The organism is Paramesorhizobium endophyticum, assembly GCF_014640615.1.
In the GTDB taxonomy this organism is placed as follows: Bacteria; Pseudomonadota; Alphaproteobacteria; order Rhizobiales; family Rhizobiaceae; genus Paramesorhizobium; species Paramesorhizobium endophyticum.
In genome coordinates, this window is the sequence record NZ_BMHH01000014.1 from 78,119 (window position 1) to 95,160 (window position 17,042).

The window sequence follows — 17,042 nt, forward strand, 5'->3', positions numbered from 1 at the left end:
CTATTTCGTCAGCTGCCGGTAAATTGCCGGCAGCGCCGAAGGCAGCCGCCCGATCTGGCCGACGATGGCGAAGCCGCCCGGGCCGAACAGCGCCGGGAAATAGGCCTGGGCCTGCGCATCGATGGTGACGCCGAAGACGCCGATGCCCAGCCGCCGCGCCTCGGCCACAGCGCGGCGCGTGTCCTCGATGCCGAACCGGCCTTCATAATGATCGACATCGTTCGGCTTTCCGTCCGTCAGCACGACCAGCAGCCGCTTGCGGTTCGGCTGGGCGGCGAGCCCCGCCGTGGCATGGCGAACGGCCGCGCCGATGCGGGTGTAATAGCCGGGCTTCAGCGCGCCGATGCGCCGCTCAACCTTCGCGCTCATAGGCTCGCCGAAATCCTTCACCGCCTCGACGCGCACCCATGAGCGGCGGCGCGAGGTGAAGGTGAGGATCGAACTGTTGTCGCCACAGGCGGCAAGGCCATGCGCAAGCGTCAGCAGCGCTTCCTTCTCCACATCGAGCACGCGGTGGCCGTTCACCCAGGCATCGGTCGAGAGCGACACATCGACGAGCAGCGTCACCGCAAGATCGTGGCGCAAGGGGCGGCTCGCCTGATGCACCCGGTCAGAACCGGCCCCTCCGGCGCGGATTTCGCTCAAATGACGCACCAGCGCGTCCATGTCGATTTCCTCGCCATCGGCCTGCGCGCGCAAAGTCTCGCGGCGGGGCCGCAGCGCCTCGAACTGCCGCCGCACGCGCCGGATACGCTGCAGCGCTACGGCATCGGGCGACCATGCCTCGCCTTCCTCGCCCGCCAGCGAAGCAAGCACACGGCAATGGGCAGGCAGATAGGCTTTGCGGGTGTAGTCCCATTCGGGATAGGTGAGAAGGCCGGTGAGGCTGGTCGTATCCACCGCCTCGGGCGGTAGGTCGAGGTCAAATTTCAGCCGCGCCGCAGGCCTGCCGGGCTGGCGGCGGGAAATGGTCAGGTCTTCAAGATCGTCGGCGGCCTTCTGCGCGTCCTCGTCCTCTTCGTCATCGGACGGGCGGTTGACATTCACCATCTCGGCGAGGCTCAGCATCTTTTCGAAGCGGTTGAGCACGAACGGGTCCCGCCTCTGCGCCTGATCCGCTTCCCGGCGGTGAGCGAGGCGCTTGCGCCTATCAACCACCGGCGCGAGCTTGCCTGACTCCGCCGGCTCATCCTCATCAGCCGGTGTTTCGGATGCGCGGTGCGCGGCGTCGACCCATAGCGGCACGGGCAGGAAGGGCTGGTAGCCGAAGGGAGCGGTGAGGCGCCCGTCGCGCACGGCTGCGGCGAGTTCATCGAGCCTTTGCGTGTCCGCACCTTGCAGCAGCGCGGACACGATGTCCTCAATGTCCCGTTCCACGCCCGGCAGCTTCCGTAGAGGCCGCGCGGCGGCAAGCGCCTTGGCGAGCTGACGGTAGGAGGGGTCGAGGCCGGGATAGGCGGTAAGAATGTGGGCGACCGTGTCCCGCGCGCGGACAAGCGCCGCCACGTCGCGCCGCAGCGGATCAGCCTCCTCGCTCGCATCCAGCGGCACATGGGCCGCATAGACCCCGAGCCAGAAATAGAAAAGCCGGTTCAAGCGTTGCGAGGGGAAAATATCGATCTTCGCAGGCAGGAACAGTGTTCCAAGATCGCGGCGCGGCTGCTCCAGCCGCTCCTCCGCCATGCCGATGCGCTGGCGGAAGTTGAGACGATGACGGAACGAGCGCCCGACGCTTGCAGCAAGCTGTACGCCCGCTTCGCCGCCCATGCCGCGAAAGAAGACGCCAAGCGGCCCCCGCACTTCCTCCAGCACTACCGCTTGCTCCGGATGGCGCGGATAGCTCGCCGCATCGCCCACGACACGATGCCAGGCACGACCGACGGTTTCTTCCAGTTCGAGGAAATCAAGCATGGCTACCCCACCACCGCCCGCGCAATTTCCGTCAGCGCCTCTCGCACATCCGGCTCGTCCGTCAGCGGCTCGATCATCGCCGCGCGGACGGCTTCCCCCATGGGCAGCCCGGCGGCAGCGAGCGTCGCGCAGTAGACGAGGAGGCGGGTAGAGACGCCTTCCTCCAGATCCTGCCCCTTCAATGCACGTAAACGCCCCGCCAGCCGTACCAGCGGGTACACCTTGTCTTCCGCAAGCCCGCTCTCGGCGGCGACGACAGCCACTTCCTGCTCCGGTGGCAGGAAATCGAAATCGATAGCGATGAAACGCTGGCGAGTGGAAGGCTTCAGCGCTTTCAACAGGTTCTGATAGCCGGGATTATAGGAGACGACGAGCATGAAGCTTTCGGGCGCATGGAGTTCCTCGCCGGTGCGCTCCAGGGGCAGGATGCGCCGGTCGTCGGTGAGCGGATGGAGCACCACTGCCACGTCCTTGCGCGCCTCCACCACCTCGTCGAGATAGCAGATGCCGCCCTCGCGCACCGCCCGGGTGAGTGGGCCGTCCATCCATGCCGTTTCGCCGCTCTTCAGAAGATAGCGCCCGGTGAGATCGGCTGCCGTCATATCGTCATGGCAGGAGACGGTGGTGAGCCTCAAGCCCAGCCGCGCCGCCATATGGGCGACGAAGCGGGTCTTGCCGCAGCCCGTCGGGCCTTTCAGGAGAACGGGCAGATTCCGCCGCCACGCATGCTCGAAAAGCACGCATTCATTGCCGGCCGGGACGTAATAGGGAATATCCGGTACTGGACTGTTCATAAGTCTCTCCTATTCCGCCGGTTGCAGGGCAGGGGTCTGTCGCGCAGAAGCCTTGCCGGGAACAAACAAGGCCCAGAGGAACATTAGCACCGAAAGGAGCACCGCCACGCCGGAGCCGAGCCTGATCCAGTAGAACAGCGCCAACTGGTCCTGCACGTCCATGTAGCTCTCGCCCAGCACGCGCTGGAGATGCACCTGCACCACGCCGGCGAAGGTCAAGGCGAAGGTCATCACCATCATCGCCGTGCACATCAGCCAGCAGCTGGCCATGGAAAGCCACTGGTTATAGGGCGCGCGGCCTTTAAGTTCCGGCCAGGCATAGGCCATGACAGCGAGGTTCAGCATCACATAGGCCCCGAAGAAGGCTAGGTGGCCATGGGCGGCGGTGACCTGCGTGCCGTGGGTGTAGTAATTAACGGACGAGAGCGTGTGCAGGAAGCCCCAGACGCCCGCGCCGAGGAAGGCCATGATCGAGCAGCCGACCGACCAGAGCAGCGCGGCGCGGTTGGGGTGGCGGCGTCCGGCTTTCCATGTCGTCGTCACGGCGAAGGCGACCATGGTGAAGAATGGGGCGACCTCAAGGGTGGAGAACAGCGAGCCGATCCACTGCCAGTAGCCGGGCGCGCCGATCCAGTAATAATGGTGGCCGGTGCCGAGAATACCGGAGAAGAGCGCCAGCCCGACGATGACATAGAGCCACTTTTCCACCACCTCGCGGTCGACGCCGTTAAGCTTGATGATGAGAAAGGCGAGGATTGAGGCCATGATCAACTCCCACACGCCTTCGACCCAGAGATGAATGACATACCACCAGTACATCTTGTCGAGCGCGAGGTTGGCCGGGTTGTAGAAGGCGAAGAGGAAGAACAGCGCCATGCCCCAGAGGCCGAACAGCAGGATATTGGTCACCGTGGTCTTGCGGCCCTTCAGCGCCGTCATCGTCACGTTGAAGAGGAACATCAGCGCCACGACGACGATGCCGACCTTGATGGCGAAGGGCTGTTCCAGAAACTCGCGGCCCTCATGGATGCGGAAGAGATAGCCCACCACCGCGACGCCCGCGGCGGCGAAGAACAGCCAGAATTGCAGGATCGCGAGTTTCGGGCTGTAGAGCTCCGTCTCGGTTTCCTCGGGCAGGAGATAATAGGTCGAGCCCATGAAGCCCATCAGCAGCCAGACGACCAGCGCATTGGTGTGGATCATGCGCACGATGTTGAAGGGCAGGAGCTCGGAGAGCGTGTTCGGCAGGACATAGATCGTTCCCGCCACCACGCCGAACAGGATCTGGGCGACGAAAAGAGCGAGGGCGCCGTAAAAATAGAGAAGCGCGATCCGTTGGGTCTTGTATTTCATGATAGTTCCTCCATCAGCCCGCGTTGTTGGGAGGCCATTTCTGGGTGTTGATGCGGCTCGTCCATTCGAGGAAATCGGCGAGATCGGAAACGTCGCCGTCCGTCAGATGGAACTGCGGCATCTGGCGCCGGCCCTCGATTCCGGAGGGCTGGGATTCCATCCATGCCTTGAGCATGTCTCGTGCCGCCGCCGGGTCCTTGTCGCCGCCCCAGCGCACCCAGAGATTGCCGAGTTCCGGCGCGAAATAGGCGCCTTCGCCCAAGAGTGTATGGCAATTGATGCAGGAATGTTTTTCCCAGACATGCTTGCCGCGCGCCACCGAGGCGCTCAGGGTTTCCTTGTCGGTGGAAGTGTTCACCATGTAGAAATGGCTGTGCGCGGTGAGCGCCACGAATATGATGAAGAAGAACAGCGAGCCGCCATAGAAGACGTTTCTCGCCGCGGATTTGGTGAGGCTTTCCGCCATCGCGACCCTCTCCCGGAGATGAAGGATTAAATTGCTGCCAAAGGGCTAGAGAACGGTAGCCGCCGCGTCGTCCGCGCTCTTTGTTGGGGAACAACCACGCTGAGAAAAGGCGTCAGTTCGCGTATGCCGTCCAAAAGGAGGTGGCCAGTGCAGCGGCGCAGATCAGGCACAGCCACCACCAGAAGAGCGCGCGCCAGTAGGCGGGCACATGGCGCAGTTCCAGAAAATCGAGGAGGATGAACCGCGCCTTGGCAATAGCAAGCGCGAGAATCACGATATTGGCCACCGGCACAGGCCAGCTGGAAAAGCTGATCGTCAGGGTGAAGAGGCTCAAGGCGACGAGAAGGCCCCAGACGCGCGCGAGATCGAACGGCATCGCCTCACTCCACCAGATAGACGAGCGGATACATGACGATCCAGACCAGGTCGACCATATGCCAGAAGGCGGCGCCGGTCCTGATATTCTCGGCTTCGGCGGAAATGGCCACGACGCCCAGGATGACGATGCCGAGGGCCACATGCATGAGGTGGAACCCCGTCATCAGGAAATAGAGCGTGAAGAAGATATCGGTTTCGATGCCGATGCCCGCCTCGAACTTGGCCATGTATTCGAAAAGCTTCACACCCACGAAGAGGAGACCGAACAGCATTGCGCCCATTAGAAGAAGCCGGGATGTTTTGCTCGGTTCAGCCTCTGCCGCCCGTACCGCCCATGCCGCAAACCAGCCGCTGGTTACCAACACCATCGTATTGAGGCCACCTATGGCGGGATCGAGCCTCGCCTGTCCCGCCGCGAAGACCTCCGGATAAGCCGCGCGTGCGACGCAGAAGGCGATGAGCATCGCGCCGAAGGCGACGATTTCGCTGAAGATCAGGATCCACATCATGGGGTGGCCGGGCAACTCCGAAAGCGCGCCCCAGCTATCCGTCACGCCGGCCCCCGCCGGGCTCTCCGTTTTCATCCGTTTGCTCATTGCGCCCTGATAATCCCCGGCAGCCGCGCCTTTCATTGTCGGGGCGCAAATAGTCCGCAATTGCTTCCAGGCATATTAGCGGCGTGAAAACAGCAGGAGGCGCGTTCGTTCGTGAGTGACGCACAGTTAGGACTGGCGGTGGCAGCGCCGCTCATCATCATCTTCGCCTTGGCGATGCACCGCATGGGCGTGCTGCGTCCGAGCGCCACGCTCACCGCTGTGGTCTTGTCGGTCGCGATTGCCGCCGTTCTTTTCTTCACTCAGTAAGAAGACGTTCCGGCAGCGGATTTCCCTTCGCCAGCGCATCGGCGAAGGCGTGATTGATGTCGCGGTGGATCGCTTCATCCTCGCGCATGGCCTTGATGACATCGGCGAGGCGCGCTTCTGGCTCCAGGTCCCAATAGGCGATTGCTGCGGATGGAGCGGGAATATCCGCCTGCTCCCCCCGTTCGATAGAGCCGAGCAAGTGTGAATAGCCACGCACCGCCGCTTCCGAAAGATAGCCCGCCAGCCGGTGGGCGGTGCGGGGGGAGAGAAGATAGAGCAGGAAGAAGGCGTTGTAGAACGCGCCCTGCGCGAGGACGATCAGCAGCCGCTCCAGAGGGCTTGGACGGCGAATCGCGACAAAGACCATCAGATGGGCGCGCTGGTTTTCGGCTTCTTCCATGAACACCCGGACCCATCCCCGGTCGTCGATCATCCGGCGCAGGCATTTCAGATGCAGCAATGTCGCCGCCACCATTCCCGGCACGGCGGAGATCGTCTCCAGAACGATGGCATGGCCGCCATAGCGCCGCCCGAATAACGCGCGTGCGGCGGCGGACATCATCCGTGAAATTCTCGCTGCCGCCCGGTCGGCGAAGGTCGCCGGTTCGCGATGGCGGACAAGATCCAGCTTGTTGATGTCCAGCATCATGGCACTCCGTTCGGATCGAGGTTTACGAACGAACCTATCCATCTTTTCATTCGAGTCTTTGGCCAGGGACAAAGAGGAAGCCCGGCGCCGGTGCCATGTGTATGCCGAACCCTGCCGGTGGGGGCAGACATGGGTATATGGGGCGCAAATGGAGCGTCGTTCAGCTCTCGACATCCTAAGAGAGGCGGAGCTCTTCCGGAATGTTCCGGAGGAAGCGCTTCAACGCCTGCACACGCTCGGCTTTGCGGTTCACGTCGCGCAGCATGAGCCGCTCTTTCACCAGGGCGACGAAGCGGCGAGCCTATATATCGTGCTCGATGGCTATTTGCAGACGACACAAATGACATCCTGCGGTCATCAGATGATCCTGCGCTATCTCGGCCCCGGCGGCCTCGCCGGCCATGCCGCACTGAGCAGCGATCCGCATCACCCCGCCACCGTGGTGGCCGTCCGTGAAAGCCATCTCATCGGCTGGTCGCGCAAGGCCATCCGCCAGATCATGGCCGATCATCCGCCGATCGCCATGAACGCCCTCAATATCCTCAACCAGCGCTATCAGGAAATGCAGCAGCGCCTGACGGAACTTTCCATCGAGGGCGTCGAGCAGCGTATCGCCCGCACTGTCCTGCGGTTGATCCGCCAGGCGGGACGGCGCACCGCGCGGGGCATCGAGCTGGCCTTCCCGCTCTCCCGGCAGGATCTGGCGGAGATGACGGGGACGACGCTCTACACCGTCAGCCGCACCTTCAGCAGTTGGGAGGAGAGGGGCTTCGTCGCCAGCGGCAGGCGGCGGATGATCGTGCGCGAGCCGCACCATCTCGCCACCATCGCGGGCGAGGACGCCTGACCTATTCGATCCTCGGCCAATCATGCCATGAGCGGCTACTCCTTATGCTCGCCAGCAGGCGCGAGAAGAGCGAGCCTTCGCTATCGTCCCGCACCAGCCTGAAACCGAGATTGGCCGGCGGCGTGCCGACCGAGCAGCCGCCCGAGCGCGGGTCGCGGATAAAATCGGGAACGTAGGAGCGATGCTCGCCCGCCACGACACGCACGCCGCAATTGACCGTCAGCTCGCCCTTCGGCACGCCGGCTGGCCCGAGCGCCTGGCGGGTGAAGCAGCTATCCGTCCATTCCCAGACATTGCCGGCGATATCGTGCAGGCCATTTTCGTTCTTCCCGAAGGAGCCGAAAGAGCGCGGCGCTTTTTCCGCATTGCTCTTGCGCAGCGCTTCCTGATCGTATTTCGCAAGCCAGCGCTCGGCGAAGCCGCCATTGGCGCTTGCCCCAAGCGCTTCGTCCTTCGCCCGCGAGCCGGCGGCGAGCCACCATTCCTCATCTGTCGGCAGACGCCAGCGCTGGCCGGTTTTCCTCGACAGCCACTCTGCATAGGCATTCGCATCCTGCCAATTGACGCCGACGGCCGGAAAGTCTGGGCGGCTCCCACCGCCCTCCCGCGCCTCACATGCCGCATCCGCGACGCAGCGATCATAATCCGCCTCGCTCACCTGCGTTTCCATGATCGAGAACGGACGCGTTATCTTCATGCGGATGAGAGGGCCATCGACCGGCTGCCCCTCCACCGTGAACTCGCCCGCGACCCGGTAGCGGAATTCGCCCGGCTCGATACGCACCAGAACAGGCGCTAAAGGCGCTGCGGTCGTGGATTTGCCTTGACCGGATGGAACGCCTGCACCGAGCAGTGCTGCCGAGGCGAATATGTGCACCGAAACGGAAATTACACGCATTTTGTCGCTCCACTGGCGCGCAAGGCGTAATCTGCCCTTCACCCTTCACCCTTACCCCTTTCCCCGCGTGCGGAGAGAAGGTGCCGGCAGGCGGATGAGGGGCATTCCACCACATCCGCCGTTGCCGTTACTGCTCCTACATCGTGCCGTTTTTTCCTCCGATCGGGCCAGCCGGGCGCACCTGCTTCATCAGGTCGTCGTTCCAGGTGCCCTCCACCTTGAAGTGCGCCGCCGCGCCAAGCTCGAAGGCTTCGATGAGGTTGTGGTTGACATAGGCGTAGACGCCGGGCTGGAGGAACGTATAAAGCGCCGCCCCTGCCGAGCCGCCGCGGATGAACCAGGTCTCCAGGTCCTTCTCAGGCGAATTGGCGAATTTGCCGGTCTCCCATACATAGTCGCCATGGCCGCCGATCAGGTGCGGGCGCGTGTCCCTGTTAGCCTGCGAATGGACGATCAGCACCGTCTCGCCGACCTTCGCCTTGAGCGCGTTCTCGCCGGTCAATGCTCCAACCTTGCCGTTGAAGACGACATGGGTCGGCGTTAGCTTGCGCATCACCTCCAGCGTGTCCTCATAGGCCTCGCCAGGCGAGCCATAGGCCTTGTACTTGCCGTTCTCGTCCTTCGGGACATAGAAGTCGTTCTCGCCGACATAATAGACGCGGTCATAGCGCAGCGGGTTGCCCTTCTCGTCCTTGAGGCCGTCCCGTGGCAGCACCATGACGGTTCCGCTCATGCCCGAGACCACATGCCAGGGCACCATGCCTTCTGGCGCACAGTGATAGACGAAGGTGCCGGGCCGCGTCGCTTTCCAGCGCAGCACCACCTGCTCGCCCGGATGGACGACCGTCAATCCGCCGCCCCCGAGCGCGCCGGTCGCCGAATGGAAGTCGATATTGTGCGGCATGGTGTTGGTCTCGGGGTTGACGAGGGTAAGCTCGACATAATCCCCCTCATGCACCACCATCATCGGGCCGGGGATCGAGCCGTTGAAGGTCATGGCCTGAAGCTTCGTGCCCTCCTTGTCGATGACGATTTCCTTTTCCTGAACCGTCATCTTGAACTCCACGATCTTCGGGCCTTCCTTCGCCACCTGTTCGTGCGGGTGGACGAAAGGCGGGACGGCCAGCTCGACCTTCTGCCGCGGCAGGCTGTCCACCGCCGTAGGCGTTGCTTCCGCCATGGCGGGCAGGCTCCCAGCCACGAGCGGCGTTGAAATCGCCAGGGCCGCGAGTGCCGAGCTTGTCAGTAGATTGCGCCGGTTTAACATGGGTCGCCTCCAGTCGTTGTTGATGACCTGAGGATGCGCCGATGCCGATGCCGTATTTTGCGGGCCAGCAATTAACGCGGACGAATGGCTGTTTTTTTGAAGGGCGCGGAGATAATGTTCGTTGCCTCCAGGCTCGGAAATCAGCGCTGCAAAAAAATCGGTTTTGACGTGAGGTAAGATTCTCCATAAACACGGCCTATAAGAAAGCAGCCTGTCGGAAAGCAGTGAGCAAAAATAAATGAACATATCGATGATCGGGACGGGGTATGTCGGGCTCGTCTCGGGTGTGTGTTTTGCCGAATTCGGCTTCTCTGTAAGCTGCGTCGATTTGAATGAAGCGCTGATTTCGCGGCTTTCGGCAGGCGAAGTGACGATCTTCGAGCCGGGGCTGGACGAGTTGATGGCCCGTAATATCCGCGACGGCCGTCTGTCGTTCACCACCGATCTGGCCGCCAGCGTGGCCGATGCCGATGTCATCTTCATCGCGGTTGGAACCCCGTCGCGCCGTGGCGATGGCGAGGCTGACCTGCAATATATCGAGGCGGCGGCGGATGCCGTGGCGGCGGCGATGAAGCCCGGCGCGGTGATCGTTATCAAATCGACGGTCGTGGTCGGCACCAATGCGCGCATTCGGGACCGCATTCGCGCCGCGCGGCCGGGCGTCGAATTCTCCATGGTTTCCAACCCGGAATTCCTGCGTGAAGGCTCGGCTATCGAGGATTTCATGCGGCCTGACCGTGTTGTGGTCGGCGTGGAAGATGCGCGTGGGCGCGATGCGATGCGCCGTGTCTATCGTCCGCTCTACCTGCGCGAGACGCCGATGGTCGTGACGACGCTGGAAAATGCGGAGATCATCAAATATGCCGCAAACGCCTTCTTGGCGATGAAGGTGACCTTCATCAATCAGGTCGCCGATCTTTGCGAGAAGGCAGGCGGAAATGTTCAGGAGGTGGCGAAGGCCATCGGCATGGACAATCGTATCGGCTCGAAATTTCTCCATGCCGGTCCCGGCTTTGGCGGCTCGTGCTTTCCGAAGGATACGCGCGCATTCGCAGCGACCGGCCGGCGTTTCGGCGCGCCGCAGAGGCTGATCGAGGAGGTGGTGGCGGTCAACGAAGCGCGTAAGCAGGCCATGGCCGCGCGTATCATCGAAGCTGCGGCAGAAACGGGAGCCAAGAGCGTTGCGATTCTCGGCATTGCCTTCAAGCCGAACACGGACGATATCCGGGAGTCCCCGGCGCTCGATATCGTGCCTGCGATCCAGAAGGCGGGGCTGACGGTCCGGGCGCACGATCCCGAGGCGATGGGAGTGGCGAAGAGCGCGCTTCCGGGCGTAGTCTGGTGCTCTTCGGCCTATGAGGCCGCGGAAGGCGCCGGCGTCGTGGCGCTCCTGACGGAATGGAACGCCTACCGCGCTCTCGATCTCAAAAAGATCGCCCGTCTCATGGACGGAAACGTGTTGATCGATCTGCGCAACGTTTACAAGCCCGAAGATGTGGCCGATACGGGCCTTGATTACCGGTCGGTAGGCAACGGGGCCGCCAGGCAAGCGGAGATGCAGCCATGAGCGGCTTGAAATTTGGAACCAGCGGCCTGCGCGGCCTTGTCACCGAACTGAGTGACGATGTCTGCGCGGCCTATACGGTCGGGTTTTTGCGTCATCTGAAAGATTGTCACGCCCTGCCGGAGAAAGGCCTCCTTCTCGTCGGCCATGATCTGCGTGCCAGCAGCCCGCGCATCGCGGCAGCCTGTATGAGCGCCGCCAAGGCTTTCGGCATGTGCGTTGAAAATTGCGGGGCCCTGCCGACCCCGGCGCTGGCCCTCCGGGCATTGGAATTGCGCGTGCCCGCCATCATGGTGACGGGCAGCCACATCCCTGCCGACCGCAACGGCCTGAAATTTTATCGCCCGGATGGCGAGATCGACAAGGCGGACGAGGCGGGCATTCTGGCGCATCTCGATCCGCACCAGCGCGTATCCGCCGCCGGCAGCAACGTCGATGTGTCCAACAAGGCTTTGCGGGCCTATGTCGAGCGTTATGCATCATTCTTCCCTGCCGATATGCTCGCAGGCAAGCGGATCGGGGTGTATCAGCATAGCTCCGTTGCCCGCGATATGCTGATAGAAATCTCGGAAATGCTGGGGGTGGAGGCCATACCAATGTGGCGCTCCGATGTTTTTGTCCCCGTCGATACTGAGGCGCTGCGCCCGGAAGATATTGCCTTTGCCAAGGAAGGCTGCCGCGCCATAAAGGTCGATGCACTCGTCTCGACCGATGGCGATGCCGACCGTCCGCTCATCGCCGACGAGAATGGCGATTTCCTGCGCGGCGACATGGTAGGTCTCCTGACTGCCCGCTTCCTTGGCGCCGATGCGGTGGTGACGCCGGTCACTTCCAACACGTCCATCGAGGAATGCGGGTTTTTCGAGCGTGTCTACCGCACACGCGTCGGCTCACCCTATGTCATCGAAGGCATGGAGAGGGCTCGCGCCGAGGGTTGCCGCCGCATAGTCGGCTTCGAGGCCAATGGCGGGGTCCTGCTTGGTTCGGCTGTAGAGATGGAAGGCAGAACAGTCGCTGCCCTGCCGACGCGCGATGCTATGCTGCCAGTCCTTAGCGTGCTTGGCGCGGCGGCGAAGGAAGGGGTATCCCTTTCGCAACTCGTGGCGCAATTGCCCGCCCGTCATACCGGCAGCGGGCGGTTGGAACATATACCTGCCGAAAAGAGCGCCGCCTTTCTGAAAAGCCTCGAAGACGATCACGCTGTGCAGGAATTCTTCGCAGATGTGGGTTCCGTGCGTGACAGCGACCGTATCGACGGCACGCGCATCGTCCTCGAAAGCGGCGAACTCGTGCATTATCGTGCCTCGGGCAATGCGCCGGAATTGCGCTGCTATACGGAAGCCGGCTCGCGCGAACGCGCCGCCGAGCTTCTCTCATGGGGGCTGGAAAGGGCGGCGCGTGCGTTGGGCGGCTCAATTCTTTCTTAGTTGCCTGGTCTTATTCGTAGGTCAGCAATTGTTCGGGACCACGCCTAGGGAGTTCCACGATGACAAAGATCATACCCGCGATCATGAGCGGCGGCGTCGGCGCCCGGCTGTGGCCCGTTTCGCGGGAGGCGCATCCCAAGCCCTTTATCCGTCTTGCTGACGGACAGAGCCTTTTGCAGCATACGTTTTTGCGTGCGGCCGCTCTTTCCGGCGTCGAGCAGGTGCTGACGGTCACCAATCGCGAACTCTTCTTCAAGACGGAGGATGAGTATCGTGAACTCGACGTTGCCGATGTCGGGTCGACCTACCTCCTGGAACCGGTAGGGCGCGATACCGCCGCAGCGGCTGCCATCGTTACACGGCATGTGCAGGAGGTTTACGGGGACGAAGCCATCATCGTGCTCTTTCCGGCCGATCACATGATTCAGGATGTAGCGGCTTTCCGCGTGGCGGTGGAAAAGGCGGTCACGCTTGCGCAAACCGGGCGGCTGGTCACGTTTGGCATTGCTCCTGAATTTCCGGAAACCGGCTATGGGTATATTGAAGCCGATGGCGAGGATGTCATCCGCTTCGTGGAGAAGCCCGATCTTGAACGCGCCAGGGAATATCTCGCCTCGGGCCGCTTCTATTGGAACTCGGGCATGTTCTGCTTTTCCGCCGGCACGATGGCGCGGCTCATGCAAGAGCATTGCCCCGATATCCTCGCCGGAAGCGGTGAAGCGCTCGCGCGGGCGCGGCAATCTTCAGTGGCTACCGGCACGCGGATCGAGATCGACACGAAAGATTTTTCGCAGGTGCCGAAGAAATCGATCGATTATGCGGTTCTGGAAAAGGCCGGCAACATCGCCGTGGTCGGTTGCGATATCGGCTGGAGCGATATCGGCTCATGGAATGCGATCGCGGAACTGACTGCGCAAGACGGGACGGGCAACCGGATCATTGGCGATGCAGTACTTCATGATGTGGAGAATTGTTACATCGACAGCACAGAGCGGCTCGTCGGCGCTGTCGGTGTGAAGGACCTGATCATTGTCGATACGGCAGATGCCTTGTTGGTTGCGCACAAAGATGAAGCGCAGAACGTCAAGCAACTCGTCACACAGTTAAAGGCAACTGGCCACGAGGCGTACAATCTCCACCGGACCGTGCATCGGCCTTGGGGCACTTACACAATCCTGGAAGAAGGCGAGCGCTTCAAGATAAAGCGCATCGAGGTGAAGCCCGGCGCAAGCCTGAGCCTGCAGATGCATCACCACCGTTCGGAGCATTGGGTGGTGGTGAGCGGCACGGCGAAAGTCGTCAATGGCGAGCGTGAACTCATTCTGGCGACAAACGAATCCACTTATATCCCCTGCGGAACGAAACATCGTCTTGAGAATCCCGGGATCATGCGCCTTGTGATGATCGAGGTGCAAAGCGGGGAATATCTGGGCGAGGATGATATAGTTCGCTTTGAGGACGTTTACGGACGTCGCTGATCGATGCGAGGGTTTTTTCTTTGGCGAAAAGATTTTTATTGGTGTATTTCGGTGTATTTCACTAGCAATTCCCAATTGCATCGATTGAGTCGACGGAAAAATACATCGATATTATTTGCCGTGTAGAGTTTTTATTATGTGGTTACTTTATCGTTGCGGTCGTGGCCAAAATTGTGTTACGCGTTAATGTTGTGCATTAAGCTATTTCAAGACTCTCGTGAGCGTGATAGTTATAAGTTCCCCTGGCAGGAAATGAGGGTACTGCTAGGGGCTGGGGACAGGCCGGCCTTGCGCAAGACTGGATATGGCGGGGATACCATGTGGCAAGAACGGAGTATATTTTGATGCCGACTCAGAGCTTCGTGCTTTCAGTGCTAGCCCTTCCCCGATTGGCGAAACGTTTGATAGCACTGATGGTCGATGCCAGCCTATGTGTGCTCACCGTCTGGCTGTCCTATTGCTTCCGGCTCAATGATTGGGTCATCCTCGAAGGGGTGCGCTGGCTTCCGGTCTTCATCTCGCTTTGTCTGGCTCTTCCTATCTTTGTGATCATGGGGCTCTACAGGGCCATTTTCCGTTATGCCGGCCTATCTGCCTTCATAGCTGTCTTAAAGGCCGTCGCCATCTACGGCGTGGCTTTCATGGCCGTGTTTACAGCTATCAGCATCCCGAACATTCCCAGAACGATCGGCATTTTACAGCCGCTGCTTTTGCTGACCGCTATCGGGCTTTCACGGCTGGGTATCCGGTATTGGCTAGGAGATGCTTATCAGCGCATCCTTCGGAAAAATTCGCTTTCCAAGGTGCTTATCTATGGTGCCGGCCTGGCAGGACGACAATTGGCGGCTGCCCTGGCGAACAGCGCTGAATTGAACGTCGTCGGCTATCTCGACGACGACCCCAAGCTGAAGGGCGGCATTATGGGGGGGTTGCCTATTTACGATCCCGCCGATTTGCCGGATCTTGTGGCTACGCGCGGCATTCGCGATGTGCTGCTCGCTCTACCCGCAGCGAGCCGGCAGCGGAGAAACGAAATCCTCGAAGAAATGCGCAAGGCAAGGGTCACGGTCCGGACGCTGCCGGATTTGACGGCGCTGGCGCAGGGACGTGTGACGGTCTCCGATATCCGTGAACTGGAGATTGACGACTTATTGGGACGTGATGCCATCGCGCCATTTCAAGGCTTGCTGGTCAAGAACATACGCGACAAGGTTGTCGTCGTGACCGGGGCTGGCGGGTCGATCGGCAGCGAGCTGTGCCGGCAGATTTTAAAGAGCGGCCCCTCGCAGCTCATTCTCATAGAGCATAGCGAATTCGCGCTGTATACGATTGACGGCGAATTGGGCAAACTGGCGAAAGTTTACGAACTCCGGCAAACGCAAATTGTGCCGATCCTGTGCTCGGTTCGCGACGGCCGCCGAATGGCACAGATCATGCGCAGCTGGCGCCCACACACCGTTTATCATGCCGCCGCGTACAAGCATGTCCCGCTCGTTGAACACAATCCGGCGGAAGGAATCCGCAACAACGTTCTGGGAACAATGGAGACGGCGCTCGCGGCGCAAGCTTGTGGCGTTTCCGATTTCGTGCTGATCAGCACGGACAAGGCCGTGCGGCCGACAAATGTGATGGGCGCGAGCAAGAGGCTGGCCGAAATGGTGCTGCAGGCGCTCGCGGCAGAGCAGCCCGCCGGTAGGGGACTCACGAATTTCTGCATGGTCCGGTTTGGTAATGTGCTCGGATCTTCCGGATCGGTGGTGCCCCTGTTTCGTCAGCAGATCCGGGACGGCGGTCCCATCACACTGACCCATCCGGAAGTAACCCGCTATTTCATGACGATTCCAGAGGCCGCCCAACTTGTCATTCAGGCTGGAGCCATGGCCGAAGGAGGGGATGTTTTCCTTCTCGATATGGGCGAGCCCATCCGTATCGCAGATCTGGCCCGGCGAATGGTCGAACTTTCCGGCCTGACGGTGCGCGACGAAGCCAATCCGGATGGGGATATCGAACTTGCCATCACGGGGCTGCGGCCTGGCGAAAAGCTTTATGAAGAGCTGCTAATCGGCAATAATCCCAAGCCGACGGAACATCCCAGAATCATCAAGGCCAAGGAAGATTTTCTCCGCTGGCCCGAATTATCGCAACGGCTGAAACTGCTCGATGCGTCGCTCGACCGCAACGACATGGCCACTGTCCGCAGTACGCTGGCTGATCTTGTGTCCGGTTTTACCCCCGCCGCCATTATCGAAGACAACGCGCTCCGCGAGTCGCAAACCGATGTGCAGAGCGCGTTTGTCCTCGATGCGCGAATAGTGGCCTAACGCCTGGCGATCCGCCTCATGCATGCAAGGCAGATCTCGCTCCACCTCATGATGGGATGGAGCCGATGGCGGCTGGGCTGACTCGATTTCAGCACACCTGCCGCCGACAGAATCACCGCGCCGCCCAATTGGCTCCCCGGCGGAAGATGGTGCGCATCTGCGGCACGTCGAACTCGCTCGCCACATGGCCGAGCGAGGAATAGAAGACCCGCCCCTTGCCGTGCCTGCGCTTCCAGACGACAGGCATCACCACACCGTCGATCCACCAGGCATGGTCGCCGTTGAAGGTGGTCGTTGCCAGCACTTCGTTCGAGGGGTCGACATGCATGTAATATTGCTCTGATTTATAAGGGAAATCGCTGATCCCCTCCATCAGCGGATCGTCCGGGCGGGTGATGTTGACGGTGTAGTCGATAATATTGCCGGGATGGGCGACCCATTGGCCGCCGATGATGAACTGGTACTCCACGCTCTCGCGGAACGCATCGCCCGCGCCGCCATGATAGCCGGCGATGCCGACGCCGTTCTGCACGGCCTCGGAGAGGTTCTTCACCTCTTCCTTCTCGATCTTCGACATGGTCATGATCGGCACGATCAGCGAGAGGTCGTGGATCGACGGATCGGCGAAGGCTTCTGTCGAGTGCTCCAGATAGACCTTGAAGCCGTCCTCCTCGAGCATGTCGCGGATGATATGGGCGCATTCCTGCGGCTCGTGTCCGCTCCAGCCGCCCCAGATGATAAGTGCTTCACGCATGGTTTCCTCCTCCTGATTTAGAGCATGATCCCGAAAAGTTGCAGACTTTTTGGTCAAGATCATGCGGCGAAA

General features: G+C 61.2%; 16 protein-coding genes. 6 read left to right on the forward strand and 10 right to left on the reverse strand.

Going from position 1 to position 17,042, the window contains the following annotated elements:
* The 6 genes from IEX53_RS16280 to IEX53_RS16305 all read right to left on the reverse strand — a co-directional run bounded on the left by IEX53_RS16280 (position 1) and on the right by IEX53_RS16305 (position 5,486).
* Positions 1-1,911, reverse strand: coding sequence for a nitric oxide reductase activation protein NorD (locus IEX53_RS16280; RefSeq protein ID WP_188825236.1), 1,911 nt, complete (start codon positions 1,909-1,911; stop codon positions 1-3).
* A gap of 2 nt (positions 1,912-1,913) precedes the next feature.
* The gene (locus IEX53_RS16285; RefSeq protein WP_188825237.1) at positions 1,914-2,705 is read right to left on the reverse strand and encodes a CbbQ/NirQ/NorQ/GpvN family protein; all 792 of its coding nucleotides are present in this window, start codon (positions 2,703-2,705) and stop codon (positions 1,914-1,916) included.
* 9 nt (positions 2,706-2,714) lie between these two features.
* Positions 2,715-4,058, reverse strand: a complete 1,344-nt coding sequence (locus IEX53_RS16290) for a cbb3-type cytochrome c oxidase subunit I (protein ID WP_188825238.1) — start codon at positions 4,056-4,058, stop codon at positions 2,715-2,717.
* Between the two features lie 13 nt (positions 4,059-4,071).
* Entirely contained in the window at positions 4,072-4,524 is a 453-nt protein-coding gene (locus IEX53_RS16295; protein ID WP_188825239.1) for a c-type cytochrome, read from the reverse strand.
* Between the two features lie 112 nt (positions 4,525-4,636).
* Positions 4,637-4,900, reverse strand: a complete 264-nt coding sequence (locus IEX53_RS16300) for a cytochrome C oxidase subunit IV family protein (protein WP_188825240.1) — start codon at positions 4,898-4,900, stop codon at positions 4,637-4,639.
* A gap of 4 nt (positions 4,901-4,904) precedes the next feature.
* Entirely contained in the window at positions 4,905-5,486 is a 582-nt protein-coding gene (locus IEX53_RS16305; protein ID WP_236016232.1) for a cytochrome c oxidase subunit 3 family protein, read from the reverse strand.
* A 123-nt stretch (positions 5,487-5,609) separates the two neighbouring features.
* Between IEX53_RS16305 and IEX53_RS16310 the strand changes: the two genes are divergently transcribed.
* Complete coding sequence (locus IEX53_RS16310; protein ID WP_188825241.1) at positions 5,610-5,765, forward strand: hypothetical protein; 156 nt, start codon at positions 5,610-5,612, stop codon at positions 5,763-5,765.
* On the opposite strand, the gene IEX53_RS16315 is transcribed toward IEX53_RS16310, so the two are convergent.
* Positions 5,755-6,414: an alternative oxidase gene (locus IEX53_RS16315; RefSeq protein WP_236016233.1), complete on the reverse strand. Its 660-nt coding sequence runs from the start codon at positions 6,412-6,414 to the stop codon at positions 5,755-5,757. The genes IEX53_RS16310 and IEX53_RS16315 overlap by 11 nt on opposite strands.
* A gap of 148 nt (positions 6,415-6,562) precedes the next feature.
* On the opposite strand from IEX53_RS16315, the gene IEX53_RS16320 reads away from it, so the two are divergent.
* Positions 6,563-7,261, forward strand: a complete 699-nt coding sequence (locus IEX53_RS16320) for a Crp/Fnr family transcriptional regulator (protein ID WP_188825242.1) — start codon at positions 6,563-6,565, stop codon at positions 7,259-7,261.
* A 1-nt stretch (position 7,262) separates the two neighbouring features.
* Here the strand turns inward: IEX53_RS16320 and IEX53_RS16325 are convergent, their stop codons facing one another.
* Both IEX53_RS16325 and nirK read right to left on the reverse strand, forming a co-directional pair.
* Positions 7,263-8,159 (reverse strand): SUMF1/EgtB/PvdO family nonheme iron enzyme, encoded by an 897-nt coding sequence (locus tag IEX53_RS16325; RefSeq protein WP_188825243.1) that lies wholly within the window; start codon positions 8,157-8,159, stop codon positions 7,263-7,265.
* A gap of 136 nt (positions 8,160-8,295) precedes the next feature.
* The gene (gene nirK, locus IEX53_RS16330; RefSeq protein WP_188825244.1) at positions 8,296-9,426 is read right to left on the reverse strand and encodes a copper-containing nitrite reductase; all 1,131 of its coding nucleotides are present in this window, start codon (positions 9,424-9,426) and stop codon (positions 8,296-8,298) included.
* A gap of 238 nt (positions 9,427-9,664) precedes the next feature.
* On the opposite strand from nirK, the gene IEX53_RS16335 reads away from it, so the two are divergent.
* The 4 genes from IEX53_RS16335 to IEX53_RS16350 all read left to right on the forward strand — a co-directional run bounded on the left by IEX53_RS16335 (position 9,665) and on the right by IEX53_RS16350 (position 16,216).
* Positions 9,665-10,993, forward strand: a complete 1,329-nt coding sequence (locus tag IEX53_RS16335; protein WP_188825245.1) for a UDP-glucose dehydrogenase family protein — start codon at positions 9,665-9,667, stop codon at positions 10,991-10,993.
* Positions 10,990-12,417 (forward strand): phosphomannomutase, encoded by a 1,428-nt coding sequence (locus IEX53_RS16340; RefSeq protein WP_188825246.1) that lies wholly within the window; start codon positions 10,990-10,992, stop codon positions 12,415-12,417. The genes IEX53_RS16335 and IEX53_RS16340 overlap by 4 nt, the downstream gene beginning before the upstream one ends.
* 59 nt (positions 12,418-12,476) lie before the next feature.
* Entirely contained in the window at positions 12,477-13,895 is a 1,419-nt protein-coding gene (locus IEX53_RS16345) for a mannose-1-phosphate guanylyltransferase/mannose-6-phosphate isomerase (protein WP_188825247.1), read from the forward strand.
* A gap of 344 nt (positions 13,896-14,239) precedes the next feature.
* On the forward strand, positions 14,240-16,216 hold the full coding sequence (locus IEX53_RS16350; protein WP_188825248.1) for a polysaccharide biosynthesis protein: 1,977 nt from the start codon (positions 14,240-14,242) through the stop codon (positions 16,214-16,216).
* A 112-nt stretch (positions 16,217-16,328) separates the two neighbouring features.
* Here IEX53_RS16350 and IEX53_RS16355 read toward each other — a convergent pair whose 3' ends face one another.
* Positions 16,329-16,970 (reverse strand): ThuA domain-containing protein, encoded by a 642-nt coding sequence (locus tag IEX53_RS16355; RefSeq protein ID WP_188825249.1) that lies wholly within the window; start codon positions 16,968-16,970, stop codon positions 16,329-16,331.
* Positions 16,971-17,042: the final 72 nt, after the last annotated feature.